We start from the raw sequence: 14,176 nt of genomic DNA, 5'->3' as shown, positions 1-14,176 counted from the left end.
TGGATTCGTGTGTGCCGCGAGCCTGTCATAGCTTGGCGTCGATACCGGATGACCGGCATTGCGGCGTTGCCGGGACTATGGCGTTTGACCTTGGTGTCTTCCGCGTTGAATTTAAGTTTAGATAAGTAATATTTCGCTGTTGCCGCGCGTATCTCGCTATATCTGTGGCTTTGAATAAATTTCACGTCCTTTCTCGATGCAATTTTCCGGGAACAAATGTCCATTCAATCGTTCATTTCTTGAAATGACGTCGACATGGCGCATTGAATTTCGATTCAATTCTCGAATTAATTTGTTTCGTTAATGAAGCGTTAAACAACCGTCATCTTGGGCGGGTCAAAAGCCCGCATCCGGCTCGCCTTATGCGGGCCGGCCACCCGGTTGGCGGCGGCCGGGGTTTCGATGTGCTGGCTAAAAAGGATCTGCCCGTGACGTGCTCCGGTTCGATCGACTTCGTCTGAACATCGCCCGCAATCGCCCGGGCTCCTGCGGGAGCACGGGCAATCCGTAACGATCAATGCCGAGCGCGGCGGGGCGGATTGTGCCCGACGCCGCCCTTCGCCTCCACGTCAAACCCCGGATCGGGAACAGGGATTTCAGCCATGGCGCTCAGTAAAGGTTCGATTGCGTTCGTCGGTTTCAATGCCGACGGCAATGACAACATCGCATTCGTGGCGCTCACGGAAATTCCGGCCGGCGAGACCATCATCTTCGAGGATAACGAGTGGAACGGCTCGGCCTTCGCGGACACCAATGAGGGAGCGTTCAGCTGGACCTCCGCGGGCGTCGCAGCCGGCACGATCGTGCGCATCGACAATATCGGCGCCGGGACGATCTCGGCGAGCACCGGCACCGCGGCCGCATCCGTGGCCGGACGCGGCACCAACCGTGGCATCGGCGCGGCGGACGAGACGATCTACGCCTATCAGGGCTCGGCCTCGGCGCCGAACTTCATCACGGCTATCGCCAATGGCGGCTTCAACAGCGCCAACGGCGTGCTGACCAATACCGGCCTGACCGCGGGCGCGGATGCGCTCGACCTGAGCACGCTCGATGACGACACCGACATCGCCGCCTTCAACGGCGCGCGCAGCGGTGGCGCCTCCTTCGATTCCTATCGCGCGGCGATCAACACGGCCTCGAACTGGGTCAGCCAGGACGCTACCGGCGACCAGAGCAACGATGGCACCGCCCCGGACGTGCCGTTCTCGGCGCAGTCCTTCACCGTGGCGGGCGGCGGCGCGGTCTCGGTCTCCTCGGTCACGGTCGACGCGGCCTCCAAGCCTGAGGGCCAGAGCTTCCTCTTCACGGTCACGCTGAGCCAGGCCGCGGCCACCGATACCGTCGTCAACCTCGCCGTGTCGGGCGCGACCGGCGACATCGGCAGCGTTCCTGCCGCGGTCACGGTCCTTGCCGGCCAGACCACTGCAAGCTTCAGCGTAGCGACGATCGACGACGCCGTGGCGGAGCCCGACGAGAGCTTCTCGATCACCGCGACGCTGGGTACCTCCTCCCAATCGGCGAGCGCGACGATCGTCAACAACGACGGCACCCCGATCACCCTGATCAGTGCCGTGCAAGGCACCGGCCTCGGCAGCACGATGGTGGGCAAGACCGTCACGGTCGAGGCCATCGTCGTCGGCGACTTCCAGAACAGCGACGCCGACGGCGCCCGCAATCTCGGCGGCTTCTGGCTGCAGGAGGAGGCTGGCGACTCCGACGGCAACGCCCTGACCTCCGAAGGCATCTTCGTGTCCTATGCCAGCCTCGGCGTCGATGTGAAGATCGGTGACAAGGTCAGCGTCACCGGCGTGGTCGCCGAGAATTTCGGCAATACCGAGCTCAACGCCTCCACCGTCGCGATCGTCCAGGCCGGCGCGGTGGCCGACGTGAACAGCATGGCGGTCGAGATCGACCTGCCGAGCGTCGGCGTGCAGACCGCCTCGAACGGCACTTATGTCGCCGATCTCGAGCGCTACGAGGGCATGCTTGTCCGCTTCACCGAGACGCTCGCCATCACCGAGCAGTTCAATCTCGACCAGTTCGGCGAAATCCGCCTGACCCAGGGTGAGCGCCCGAACTCCTACACCGTCGATCACGATGCCAGCGTTTCCGGCTACGACGCGCATCTGCGCGACATCGCCTCGCGCTCGGTCATCTTCGACGACGGCCGCAGCGTCTCGAACCCCAATCTCGACAACACCGTGGTCGATGGCGACTACAACGCCACCACCGCGCCGCGCATGGGCGACACCATCACCGGTCTCACCGGCGTGCTCGACTACGACTTCAACCAGTTCCGCGTGCACGCGGTCCAGAACGGGCCGGGCATCAACGACGTGGTCTCGGCCAATCCGCGGCCGACGAGCTATCCGGATGTCGGCGGCACGCTGAAGGTCGCGAGCTTCAACGTGCTCAACTACTTCACCACGCTCGACAACGGCCAGCTCACAACGAACGGCTTCGAGCCGCGCGGCGCCGAGACGCAAGCAGAGTTCGACCGGCAGACCGCCAAGCTGGTCAACACGATCCTGTCGCTCGATGCCGACGTGCTCGGCCTGATGGAGTTGGAGAACAACTTTATCGAGGGGGCGAGCGGCAACGCCATCGACCATCTCGTCGACCAGCTCAACAGCGTCTCCGGCTCCTTCAAGTTCGACTGGGTGCGTCCGGGCCAGAACTTCGTCGGCGGCGACGCCATTGCGGTCGGCTTCATCTACGACGTCACTTCGGTGCGCGTCTCCATCGACACCCACGTCGCGATCCTCGACGACAGCGACGTTTCGTCCGAGCTTCTGGGCCAGAGCACGCTCGGCCGCATCTTCAACGGCGAGAACACCAGCCGCGCGGCGGTGGCCGTGACCTTCGAGGAACTCGCCAGCGGCGGTGAATTCACCGCGGTGGTCAACCACTTCAAGTCGAAGGGCGGCTCCGGCACCGGTGAGGATGCTGACATCAAGGACGGCAACGGTGGCTGGAACAGCCAGCGCGAGCTTGCCGCCAAGGCGCTGGTCGAATGGCTCGGCACCGATCCGACCGGCTCGCACGACCAGGACGTACTCGTCCTCGGCGACCTCAACGCCTACGCGAAGGAAGACCCGATCGACGTGCTGCTGAACGCCGGCTTCACCGATCACGGCGCCGACGGCTACAGCTACGTCTTCGACGGCCAGACCGGCTCGCTCGACCATGTCCTGACCAATGGCAGCCTCTCGGCCCAGGTCACCGGCGTCGCCGACTGGCACATCAACGCCGACGAGGCCGATGCGGTCGACTACCAGCTCAATTTCAATGCCGATCTCATCACCAATGAGCGCGATCCCTCGATCTTCAATTCCGAGGTGATCGCCCGCGTATCCGATCACGACCCGATCATCGTCGGGCTTGATCTGACGGAGAACCCCGTGTCTACGACCGCCTTCACGCTCCAGCTCCTGCATTTCTCCGACGGTGAAGCCGGCCTTCTCGCCGGCCAGACCGCCAAGAACCTCGCCGCTCTGGTCGATGCTTTCGACGACGATTTCGCCAATACGCTGACGCTCTCGGGCGGCGACAACTTCCTGCCGGGTCCGTTCATCGCCGCCGGGACCGATCCGTCCGTGCGCGCGGCGATCAACGCGGCTACCGGATCGACCATCGCCGCCGGCGTCAACCAGCCGATCGCCGCGGCCGACATCGCCATCATGAACGCGATCGGCATCGACGCCTCGACGATCGGCAACCATGACTTCGACCTCGGCTCGAAGGTGCTGCGCGACGCGATCACCGCAGGCTCGGTCGCCGGCTGGAAGGGCGCTGACTTCGCCTATCTGTCGTCGAACCTCGACTTCTCGGCCGATGCCGACCTCAACCCGCGCTACACCAACACGGTCGGCAACGGCGCGACGCCGACGCCGGACGTCGACACGCTGAACGGGCGCATCGCGCCGGCCGCCATCATCACCAAGGGCGGCGAGAAGATCGGCCTGATCGGCGCGACCACCCAGATCCTCGAGCGCATCTCCTCGCCGACCGGCACCGAGGTCAAGGGCTTCCCCGGCGATGGCGCCGAGGTCGACGACATGGACCTGCTGGCGAGCCAGCTGCAGCCGATCATCGACGAGATGATCGCTGAAGGCATCAACAAGATCATCGTGCAGTCGCATCTGCAGCAGCTTGAGTACGAGCAGCTGCTCGCGACCAAGCTGCGCGGCGTCGACATCATCCTGGCGGCTGGCTCCCATACCCGGCTGGGCGATGCCGACGACGTGGCCGAGAACTTCCCGGGCCACAGCGCCGAATTCGACGGGCCGTATCCGATCGTCACCGCCGGTGCCGACGGCAAGCCGACGCTGATCGTCAACACCGACGGCGAATACTCCTATCTCGGCCGGCTTGTGGTCGATTTCGACGCCCAGGGCAACATCATCGTCGACAATCTCGCGGGGAAGACCGCGATCAACGGCGCCTATGCGTCGACCGATGCGAATGTCGCCGAAGCCTGGGGCACCACCGTCGGCAATCTCGAGAACACCGCCTTCGCGGAAGGCACCAAGGGCGACAAGGTGCGGGATGTGACCGATGCGGTCCAGTCCGTCATCAACGTCAAGGACGGCACCGTCCACGGCTACACCGACGTCTATCTGGAGGGCGAGCGCGCGCTCATCCGCAACCAGGAGACCAACCTCGGCAGCCTCTCGGCCGATGCCAATGCCGACGCGCTGCGCGATGCGCTCGGTGCGGAGAGCCCGGCCTTCGTCGTGTCGGTCAAGAACGGCGGCGGCGTGCGCTCGCAGATCGGCACCTTCTCGGCCCCGGATCCGGTCACCGGCCAGGTCGACAAGCTGGCGCCGCCGGCCAATGCCGCGACCGGCAAGGCCGAGGGCGGCGTCTCGCAGCTCGACATCGAGAACTCGCTGCGCTTCGACAACAAGCTGATGGCCTTCGACACCACTGCCCAGGGCCTCAAGGTCATTCTCGAGCACGGCGTCGGGCTCCTCGGCAACCAGGGGCGCTTCCCGCAGATCGGCGGCATCGCCTTCTCCTACGACCCGGACCTGCCGGCCGGCAGCCGCGTCTCCGATATCGCGTTGATCGCGGAGGACGGCACCACGATCGCCCTTTACGATGACGGCGTGCTGCAGCCGGGCGCGCCCGCCAAGATCACGATGGTGACGCTGAGCTTCCTCGCCAATGGCGGCGACAGCTACCCGATGAAGGCCAATGGCGAGAACTTCCGCTATCTGCTGGCGGATGGCGGCCTCTCCGGCCCGGTCGACGAGGCGCTCGACTTCACCGCCGCTGCCGTCGTGGCGGCCAACACGCCCGCCGGCTCGACCCTGCTCGGCGAGCAGCAGGCCTTCGCCGAATACATGCAGGAATTCCACGCCACCAAGGAGACGGCCTACGACGTCGCCGACACGCCGATGGAGCTCGACCAGCGCATCCAGAACCTGAATGTCCGCCAGGACACGGTGCTGGTCGATGCCGCGGAGCTGCCGGTCGGCACCGACGGCGACGACTTGCTCGTCGGCATGTCGTGGGGCGAGGTCATCCTTGCCGGCCTCGGGGACGACGAGGTGTCGGGCCGCGGCGGCAATGACGCCATCGATGGCGGCGAAGGCGACGATACGCTGTCCGGCGACGAGGGCGACGACCTCCTCAAGGGCGGCGCCGGCGACGACGCATTGTTCGGCGGTGTCGGCAACGACGTGCTGAGCGGCGGGGCGGGCGACGACCTTCTCGACGGCGGCGCTGGTATCGACACGGCCGACTTCTCCGGCGACGCTGCTGGCGTCGTGGTCGATCTCGCAAGTGGCATGGCCTCGGGCGATGCGACCGGCGAGGACGAGCTCGTCTCGATCGAGACCGTCATCGGCGGTTCCGGCAACGACATCCTGATCGGCGACGCTGCGGACAACCACCTGCTCGGCGGCTTCGGCGACGACGTACTGAAGGGCGGCGCCGGCAACGACCTGCTCGACGGCGGCGCCGGCCATGACGTGCTCCAGGGCGGCGCGGGCGACGACATCATCCTCGCCGGTCTCGGCGACGACGTCATCGACGGTGGCGAAGGCTTCGATACGCTCGATCTCTCGGCGGCGACGGGCCCGGTCACGGTCAATTTCGCTGCGGGCAAGATCTCGGGCGCCGGCATCGGCAATGACAGCTTCAGCAACATCGAGAAGCTGCTCTTCGGCGCGGGCAACGACAATGTCACCGGCGGCAATGGCGACGACGCCTTCGACGGCGGTGCCGGCAATGACAACCTCAAGGGCGGTGCCGGCAACGACAAGCTCTGGGGCGGCGCGGGCGACGACCTTCTCGACGGCGGCTCGGGCGACGATCAGGTCTTCGGCGGCATCGGCAACGATACGATCACGGCGGGCTCCGGCAACGACAATGTCGATGGCGGGGAAGGCAACGATCTGATCGATGCAGGCTCCGGCAACGACCTCGTTCTCGGCGGCGCCGGCAACGATGTGATCGACGCGGGCTCCGGCGACGACCGTGTCGTGGGCGGCGCGGGTGACGACATCCTGACCGGCGGCTCCGGGCACGACGCCTTCGTCTTCGCGGCCGGCTTCGGCAAGGACACGATCACCGACTTCCGGACGTCCGGCTCCAGCGCCGACGTGCTGGAATTCTCGATCGGGGTCTTCGCCGATTTCGATACCGCCATGGACGCCGCCGCGCAGATCGGCGCCGACACCGTCATCTCGATCGATGGCGACACCACCCTGACCCTCAAGGGCGTGCAACTCGCAAGCCTCGCTCACGACGATTTCCGCTTCGTCTAAGCGAGCATCGCAAGCATGGAGGAAGGGGCGCCCGACAAGGGCGCCCCTTTTTGTCGATTTAGGTCCGTTTGACCGCACCGCTTCGAGGGCATTTGCCGGCGAATCGCTCGGACCCGGCGCTTGACGTGTCGTCGTCGGATCCTTGCATCATGGCGCATCGATGCTTGTGCATCGGGACAAGGCTGACGCCGCTGAGCTTGGACGCGTCGGGGTCGTCTTCGTCACTCACCGCCATGACAAGGCTGCGCCGCCAAGGATGCGTTCGGCCGCTGCCTTGAGCGCCCGCAGATCGGCGTAGCCGACGGCACGGACGATCTGATGCGGGGGGCAGCCATCCGTCGCCATGGCCAATGCCCGGACCACCCGCAAGCGTGCTCTCCAATCGCCAAAGCTCATGCCTGTCTCGGTCCGGAACCCGCGCGTCAGCGTGCGCCGGCTTGCCCCGGCGCGCTGCGCCCAGCCGTCGAGGTCGAGGGGCGAGGCGGGGTCCTGCAGCAACGCCTCGCAGACGCGCCGCAACCGTGGATCGCGCGGCAGGGGCAGGGTCAAAGGCGTTTCGGGGGCGCGCGCGATTTCATCCAGGATCAGCGCGGCGAGATGCCCGCCGCGCCCGCTCTCGTCGTAGAGGAGAGGCTCGGCCGCCAGCGCCGCCAGCGACGAAGCCAGCAACGGCGTCACCTGCAGAACGCGGCAACCCTTCGGCAGGACGCCCACGGCCTCAGGCGCGACATAGGCCGAGCACATCGAGACCTTTCCATGCATTCTCACTTCATGGAAAAGCTGCGGCGGAATCCAGAGCGCATGCTGTGCGGGCAGAATCCAGGTGCCGTCCTCTGCCGTCACCAGGGTCAGCCCGGCGGTAGCGTAGAGAAGCTGGGCGCGCGGATGGCTGTGCCAGCCGGTGGTCGCACCTGCCTCATAGGTCTTCGGCATGACGCCGATGGCGCGGGGAACGGTCTGATAGGCGTCGCTGTCGCCGCGCATCGTGCTCTCCAGTTGGCCCGATTATGCAGAATTACGGCCCGCATGGCGCCGCGGGTCAAGCTACAACGAACGCCGTCCTTGTCGTGAGCATCGCCATGAGCCCCGAAACCCTGTCCAAGCGCACGCTTTTCTTCGTCAACGCAGCTCATGCGCTCGATCACTTCGTGTTGCTGATCTATCCCACGGCGGTGATCGCCATCGCGGCGCAGACCGGCCTGAGCTATGCCGAACTCATCGGTCTGGCGACGGGCGCCTTCGTCGCCTTCGGCCTGTGCTCGCTGCCGATGGGGTGGCTCTCGGACCGCTTCGGCCGGCGCAATATGCTCGCCGTCTTCTTCCTGGGCTATGGGCTGTCCTGCCTCGGCGTTGCCAGCGCGAACGGGCCGACGGCTTTTGCTGCCTGGCTCCTCGTTCTCGGCGTGGCCTCAGCGATCTATCACCCGGTCGGCTCGACCATGCTGGTCAATCATGCCCGCCAGCTCGGGCGCGACCTCGGGGTCAACGCCGTCTGGGGCAATCTCGGCGCGGCGTCGGCGGCCGGCGTCACCGCGCTGCTGGCCGCAACGCTCGGCTGGCGCACGGCTTTCGTGCTGCCCGGCCTCGTCTGTCTCGTGCTCGGAGCGGCGTTCCTCGCGCTCGTTCCCGGCGACGGGGCGCCGCATGCGAGTCGCTCCGGCAAGGCGGAGCTCATTCCGGTCGGCCGTCCCATGGCGCTTCTCACTGTCTTCGCCATCGCGATCATCGCCGGCGGCATGACCTTCAACATCACGACCATCTCCTTGCCGAAGGTTCTGGACGAGCGGCTCGGGCTGGACCTGCCGCTGGCACTGACAGGCTCGCTGGCGACGCTGGTCTTCGTGTTCGGGGCAGGGGCGCAGTGGCTGATGGGCCGGCTCGTCGACCGCTATACGCTGCCGGCCCTGTTCGTCGGCCTCGCCCTTCTGCAGCCGCTCGGCCTCGCGCTGGCGGCAACGGCCCAGGGCGTGCCGCTGCTGCTCGGCCTCGTCCTGACGATGGCCGCGATCTACGGGCAGGTCGTCGTGAACGATGCGATGGTCGCCCGCTACGTGCCGGCGCAGCACCGCGCCAAGGCATTCAGCGTGCGCTATTTTCTCGGCTTCACCGTGAGCGGCTTCGTGGTGCCCATGCTGGCGGTTCTGTATGCGGGGGGCGGCTTCGGGCTGGTCCTGGGCGGAGCAGCGGTGTTCGGCCTGATCGTCTGGCTCGCTTCGCTGGCGTTTTATTTCCTCGCTCAAGGCCCCGCGTCGGAAAAGGCCGCTCCGGCTGAATAGCCCGCGTTCTCCCGCGCGCTTGCCATTGCCGATTTGGCCGGGTTTTTCGCATGCCGCGAAACCCGGCGCAGGCGCTCGGCACACCCTGCCAGATCGGTCCGTCCGGCGAGCGAGGCCGGCTTCTTGACGTGGATAAGCGGCGCCGGTTTACCGCTTGTTAACCATGCGCTCGATACACCGAAGCAACCGAAAATTTACCAAGATGACCGGCGTGTTAACCCAATCCCGACCCATTCGTCTCAAGGGCCGCAGCTTCCTCGCGCTGGCCCTGACACCCGAGCTTCCCTTCGAGGATTGGCTTGTCCGGCTCGATGATCTGGCCTCGCGCTCGACCGGTTTCTTCATGCGCCGGCCCGTGGTTCTCGATATCAGCGGGCTCGACATCGACCGGCCCCAGCTGCGCGATCTGATCGACAGGCTCGGCGCCCGCAATGTGCGGATCATGGGCATCGAGGGCGCGCGTCCCTCGCTGCTCGGAACGGATCTGCCACCGGCGATGACGGATGGCCGCCCGACCTCGGATATCGAAGCGCCGGTGGTCGAAGAGGGCGGCAAACCGCAGGTGCCCGAGAACGTGGCCCCGCCGGCCGTGGCCGTGCCGCAGGCGTCGCCGTCCCTGGTCGTCACCCAACCCGTCCGTTCGGGGCAGTCGGTGATCTTCGCCGAAGGCGACGTGACGATCGTCGGCTCGGTCGCCTCCGGGGCGGAGGTCATCGCCGGCGGCTCGATCCATGTCTATGGCACGCTGCGCGGCCGGGCCATGGCCGGGACGATCGGCAATGCGGCGGCGCGCATCTTCTGCCGGAAGCTCGAGGCCGAGCTCGTCGCCATCGACGGCTACTACAAGACGGCCGAGGACCTGGAGCCGGAGCTGCGCGGGAAGGCCGTCCAGTTCTGGCTGGAAGGCGACAGTTTCAAGGTCGGATCACTCGCCTGAGCTGAGGGCGCGTCCACACAAACAGGAGAGGTCTATGGGCAAGGTCATCGTGGTCACATCGGGCAAGGGCGGCGTCGGCAAGACGACCTCCTCGGCCGCACTGGGTGCGGCCCTCGCACGCAACGGCGAGAAGGTCGTGGTGGTCGATTTCGACGTCGGCCTGCGCAATCTCGATCTCGTCATGGGAGCCGAAAGGCGGGTCGTCTACGACATCGTCAACGTCATTCAGGGCGAAGCCAAGCTCACGCAGGCGCTGATCCGCGACAAGCGGCTCGAGTCGCTCTATCTGCTGCCGGCCTCGCAGACGCGCGACAAGGACAACCTGACGGCTCAGGGGGTCGAGGCGGTCATCGGCGCACTGAAAACGTCGTTCGACTGGGTAATCTGCGACAGCCCGGCCGGGATTGAGCGCGGCGCGACGCTGGCGATGCGCCATGCCGACATCGCGATCGTCGTGACCAACCCGGAAGTCTCCTCGGTCCGCGATTCCGACCGCATCATCGGCCTGCTCGATTCCAAGACGCTGAAGGCCGAGAGCGGCGAGCGCATGGAGAAGCACCTCCTTCTCACCCGCTACGATCCGGCCCGGGCCGAGCGCGGCGACATGCTCAAGGTGGACGACGTCCTCGAAATCCTGTCGATCCCGCTCCTCGGCATCGTCCCCGAGAGCATGGACGTGCTGCGCGCCTCCAATGTCGGCTCGCCGGTCACGCTGGCGGACGAGCGCAGCGCGCCGGCGGTCGCCTATTTCGATGCCGCGCGCCGGCTCAAGGGCGAGACCCTGCCGATCACCATTCCCGGCGAGAAGCGCAGCTTCTTCGGCAAGATCTTCGGAAGGAAGGCGGCATGAACCTGCTTCGTCTTTTCTCCCGCTCCCAGTCGGCTCCCGCGGCGCGCGAGCGGCTGCAGGTCCTGCTCGCCCATGAGCGGGCCGCCGTCGGCGACTCCGATCTCGTCACGAAGCTCCGGGACGAAATCCTCCGCGCGATCTCGAAGCACATGCAGGTCGACGACGAGAAGGTCAGCGTCCGCATGGAACGGGGCGCCAAGGTCTCGACGCTGGCCGTCGATATCGAAATCCCATTCGACTCGGGTAAGAAGGCGGCCTGACGGCCGCCTTCTTACATTCGATTCGCCTGCGGATTGGCGGTGTCAGCCATTTCGGCTTCCTCCGCGGTTCAGCAGCCAGATCAGGTAGGGGCCGCCGATCAGCGCGGCGAACAGCCCGACGGGCACCTGATAGGGAAAAGCGACGAGACGCGCGAGCCAATCCGCGACGATCATCACGCCGCAGCCGATCAGGGCCGAGGCGAGAAGCTGGTCGCGGCTGCGTGCGAAGCCGGCGAGGCGGGCGAGATGCGGGGCGATCAGCCCGATCAGGCTCAAGGGACCGACCAAAAGCGAGGCCACGGCCGTCATCAGCGCTGCCAGCGCTGCGAGGCAGAGGCGGCTGCGCTCCACGGCGAGGCCGAGGCTGCGGCTGGTGGCATCCCCGAGCGGCAGCAGATCGAGCCAGCGCATCGCGAGCATCACAGGGGCGATCAGCAGGACGCATGCGATGAGACCGATCCAGGCCTCGATCTCGCCAGCGCGGTTGGTCGAGCCTGAAAGCCACAGCAGCAGCATGTAGGCGCGCAGATCGCCCTGGGCGAGAGCGGTCGAAACCACCGCCATGCAGAGCGCGCCCATGGCGATGCCGGCAAGCAGCAGGCGCTGCGGCCCGATGCCCGGGCGGGAGGCGAGCAGTAGCATGACGAGGAGCGCCGCGAGCGAGCCGCCCGCGATGCCTGCCAGCATCGCGAAAGGGCTTGCCGGCAGGAATGCGAGCGCGAGCAGCAATCCGACGCCGCCGGCGGCGCTGACACCCAGCACCTCGGGGCCGGCGAGAGGGTTGGCGGTGAGGCGTTGCATCAGGCAGCCGGCAGCGCCGAGCAGAACGCCAGCCGATCCGGCCGCGGCAAGGCGCGGACCGCGGAACGGCAGCAGATCCCAGAACAGAGAACCCGTCGCCAACTCCCATCCCTGTGGTCCGCGCCCAAGCATGAGACCGAGCGCCGCGACGAGTGCCATGATCGCGGCGAGCGGAACGAGCGCCCGGAGCGAGCGTGCCGTCCGGTCCAGGCGCCAAACGGGATCGGTTGCCTGCGGCGGCAAGGTGGGTGGGACCCTGCGCATCAGCCACAACAGCAACGGCCCGCCGAACAGGGCGGTGGCGGCACCGGTCGGCGCGAGATCGTTGAAGCCGGAGCCGAGCAATTGCACCGTGCTGTCGGTGACCGAGAGCAGCAAGGCCCCGAGCGCTGGTGCCGCCAGCAGCATCTGGCGCGGCGTGCGGGCGCCGAGTTCGCGCGCCAGAGCCGGCGCGGCGAGGCCGACAAAGCCGATCACACCGACCTCGGCGGTGACGCTTGCTGCCAGCCAGACGGCGATGCCGAGAATCGCGAAGCGTGTCGCGTGAAGGGCGAGGCCGAGGCTGCGGGCCATGTCCTCGTCGAGACCCAAAAGGGCGAGAGGCCGCAGCAGCAGTGCGGCGGCGAGGACGCTCAGCACCAGATGTGGGCCGAGCGCGATGGCTGCGTCCCAGCTCTGCTGGTTGAGCGAGCCCGCGCCCCAGATGAACAGCGACAGCACGTATTCGCCCTTGGCGAGGATGACGGTCGCACTCGCTGCCGCCGCGACGAGCGAGACGACCATGCCGGACAGGACGACCGTCATCGGATCGAGTCGCCGCCGCCAGCTCAGGCCGAGGACGAGAGCAACCGCGGCGATGGCGCCGGCAAGCGCGACGCCTTCGCGCGAAAAGGCCATCAGGGTGGGCGCATAGGCCGTGGCGACGGTCAATGCGAGCTGTGCGCCGGAGGCGATGCCGAGTGTCGAGGCGTCGGCGATCGGATTGCGCAGCACACGCTGCAGCAGCATGCCGGAGAGCCCGAGCGCCGCGCCGCAGATCAGGGCGGTTGCGGCGCGCGGCACGAGGCTATGCCAAAGCAGGATCGATTCGAGGGTCCGGGCGAGCTCAGGCGATGCCGGCAACGACGGGCGCGTCACGACCACCGCCAGGAAAAGGGCTGCGGCCGTCAGCGCCGCCAGAAGCCAGGCGCCGAGGTGTCGATCGGGTTGAAGGCGCATGTGACGGACCGCTTCAGCCACGGGCCGTCTCCGCCGCGAGCAAGGCGTTGGTCAGCAATCGCGCGAAACGCCGCGCCGCCGGCAGACCGCCATAGGGATTGATCGAGCCTAGCTGCAGGAGGCGGCCTTCGCGCAGGTTCGGCAAGGCATTCCAGAAGGCGCTGGCCGCGAGGGTCTGCATGGCGCCGGGCGGCACCGGCGGGATCAGAGCGATGTAGGCTTCCGGAACACGAACGAGCGCTTCAAGCCCGATCGGGGCCATGGCCGAATAATTCGTCTGCTCGGTCCAGGCATTGGCGAGGCCGAGCCGCTTCAGCACCTCGCCGAACATGCTGTCATCGCCGAAAACACGGAAATGCCGGGCATCGCCGAGATTGACCGGGATCACCGGACGCGCGCCCAGAGGCTTCAGCCTTTCGCGCAGGCCCGCGAATTCCGCCTCGGTTTCGGCGATGTAGCGCTCGGCCTTCGTGGCGATGCCGAGGCGCCCGCCGACGCTGCGGGTCATCGCGACCACCGGCTCATAGGGCGGGCGGTGCGGCGCGTAGATCGAGAAGCTTTCGACCGGAGCGATCCGGCGCAGTAGCAGCTCGGAGGCGGCGTAGAAGCTTGATGAGAAGATCAGCTCCGGCCGTGACAGCAAGAGCAGCTCGAAATTGATCGTGCCGCGCAAGCCGAGATCGGTAACGCTCGTAGGAACGGCGGGCTCTACCGCGACTTCGCGGAACTGGCGCAGTTCCGGTGCCGCGATCGGCGGCACTCCCAGCGCAAGCAAGGTCTCCAGCACCGACCAGTCGACGGTCGCAACGCGCAGTCCCGCTGCCACGGCCAGCAGCGGGAGGCCGGTGGCGGCGAGAAGCGCCAATGCGCCGCGTCGTGTCGGGGATGACGGGATGCCGATCATGCGCGCGGGTCTAGCACAGCCCTGACGAGGGAACTTCTTGCCAGCGGTCGTTTGCCGCGGCGGTGACGGGGCAGGGCCGCGAGTCGATGGATTGAGGCGATCGATCGGCCGCGGCTCGCGCAGGCACGAGTCCGGTGGCTTTCGGAGACGG

8 protein-coding genes are annotated in these 14,176 nt (G+C 66.9%); 5 read left to right on the top strand and 3 right to left on the bottom strand.

All coding sequences use genetic code 11. The features are described from left to right. Positions 1-602 precede the first annotated feature (602 nt). Positions 603-6,779: an ExeM/NucH family extracellular endonuclease gene (locus tag AC1DEZ_RS08885; protein WP_476779473.1), complete on the top strand. Its 6,177-nt coding sequence runs from the start codon at positions 603-605 to the stop codon at positions 6,777-6,779. A gap of 225 nt (positions 6,780-7,004) precedes the next feature. On the opposite strand, the gene AC1DEZ_RS08880 is transcribed toward AC1DEZ_RS08885, so the two are convergent. Beyond that, complete coding sequence (locus AC1DEZ_RS08880) at positions 7,005-7,763, bottom strand: AraC family ligand binding domain-containing protein (RefSeq protein ID WP_476779472.1); 759 nt, start codon at positions 7,761-7,763, stop codon at positions 7,005-7,007. Positions 7,764-7,858: 95 nt separating this feature from the next. Here AC1DEZ_RS08880 and AC1DEZ_RS08875 point away from each other — a divergent pair, with 95 nt between their 5' ends. The 4 genes from AC1DEZ_RS08875 to minE all read left to right on the top strand — a co-directional run bounded on the left by AC1DEZ_RS08875 (position 7,859) and on the right by minE (position 11,102). Next, the gene (locus tag AC1DEZ_RS08875) at positions 7,859-9,055 is read left to right on the top strand and encodes an MFS transporter (RefSeq protein WP_476779471.1); all 1,197 of its coding nucleotides are present in this window, start codon (positions 7,859-7,861) and stop codon (positions 9,053-9,055) included. 202 nt (positions 9,056-9,257) lie between these two features. Further along, on the top strand, positions 9,258-9,992 hold the full coding sequence (gene minC, locus AC1DEZ_RS08870; RefSeq protein ID WP_476779470.1) for a septum site-determining protein MinC: 735 nt from the start codon (positions 9,258-9,260) through the stop codon (positions 9,990-9,992). A gap of 34 nt (positions 9,993-10,026) precedes the next feature. Beyond that, on the top strand, positions 10,027-10,842 hold the full coding sequence (gene minD / locus AC1DEZ_RS08865) for a septum site-determining protein MinD (RefSeq protein WP_441511762.1): 816 nt from the start codon (positions 10,027-10,029) through the stop codon (positions 10,840-10,842). Then, entirely contained in the window at positions 10,839-11,102 is a 264-nt protein-coding gene (gene minE / locus AC1DEZ_RS08860) for a cell division topological specificity factor MinE (protein ID WP_441511763.1), read from the top strand. Before minD ends, minE begins: the two co-directional genes overlap by 4 nt. 42 nt (positions 11,103-11,144) lie before the next feature. On the opposite strand, the gene fhuB is transcribed toward minE, so the two are convergent. Then, positions 11,145-13,142, bottom strand: coding sequence for a Fe(3+)-hydroxamate ABC transporter permease FhuB (gene fhuB / locus AC1DEZ_RS08855; RefSeq protein ID WP_476779469.1), 1,998 nt, complete (start codon positions 13,140-13,142; stop codon positions 11,145-11,147). Further along, a complete protein-coding gene (locus AC1DEZ_RS08850) occupies positions 13,135-14,025 on the bottom strand; it encodes an ABC transporter substrate-binding protein (protein WP_476779468.1) in 891 nt (296 codons plus the stop codon). The genes fhuB and AC1DEZ_RS08850 overlap by 8 nt, the downstream gene beginning before the upstream one ends. Positions 14,026-14,176 lie beyond the last annotated feature (151 nt).

It is taken from the genome of Allobosea sp. 10L422 (assembly GCF_056395345.1).
The sequence above is the reverse complement of the archived record's forward strand: the minus strand, read 5'-3'. Positions and strand labels throughout refer to the sequence as shown.

Excerpts from the sequence above, each read along its gene's own strand:
- minE (WP_441511763.1), top strand. The coding sequence starts at position 10,839 with ATGAACCTGCTTCGTCTTTTCTCCCGCTCCCAGTCGGCTCCCGCGGCG.
- AC1DEZ_RS08850 (WP_476779468.1), bottom strand. The coding sequence starts at position 14,025 with ATGATCGGCATCCCGTCATCCCCGACACGACGCGGCGCATTGGCGCTT.
- AC1DEZ_RS08875 (WP_476779471.1), top strand. The coding sequence starts at position 7,859 with ATGAGCCCCGAAACCCTGTCCAAGCGCACGCTTTTCTTCGTCAACGCA.
- AC1DEZ_RS08880 (WP_476779472.1), bottom strand. The coding sequence starts at position 7,763 with ATGCGCGGCGACAGCGACGCCTATCAGACCGTTCCCCGCGCCATCGGC.
- AC1DEZ_RS08885 (WP_476779473.1), top strand. The coding sequence starts at position 603 with ATGGCGCTCAGTAAAGGTTCGATTGCGTTCGTCGGTTTCAATGCCGAC.
- minC (WP_476779470.1), top strand. The coding sequence starts at position 9,258 with ATGACCGGCGTGTTAACCCAATCCCGACCCATTCGTCTCAAGGGCCGC.
- minD (WP_441511762.1), top strand. The coding sequence starts at position 10,027 with ATGGGCAAGGTCATCGTGGTCACATCGGGCAAGGGCGGCGTCGGCAAG.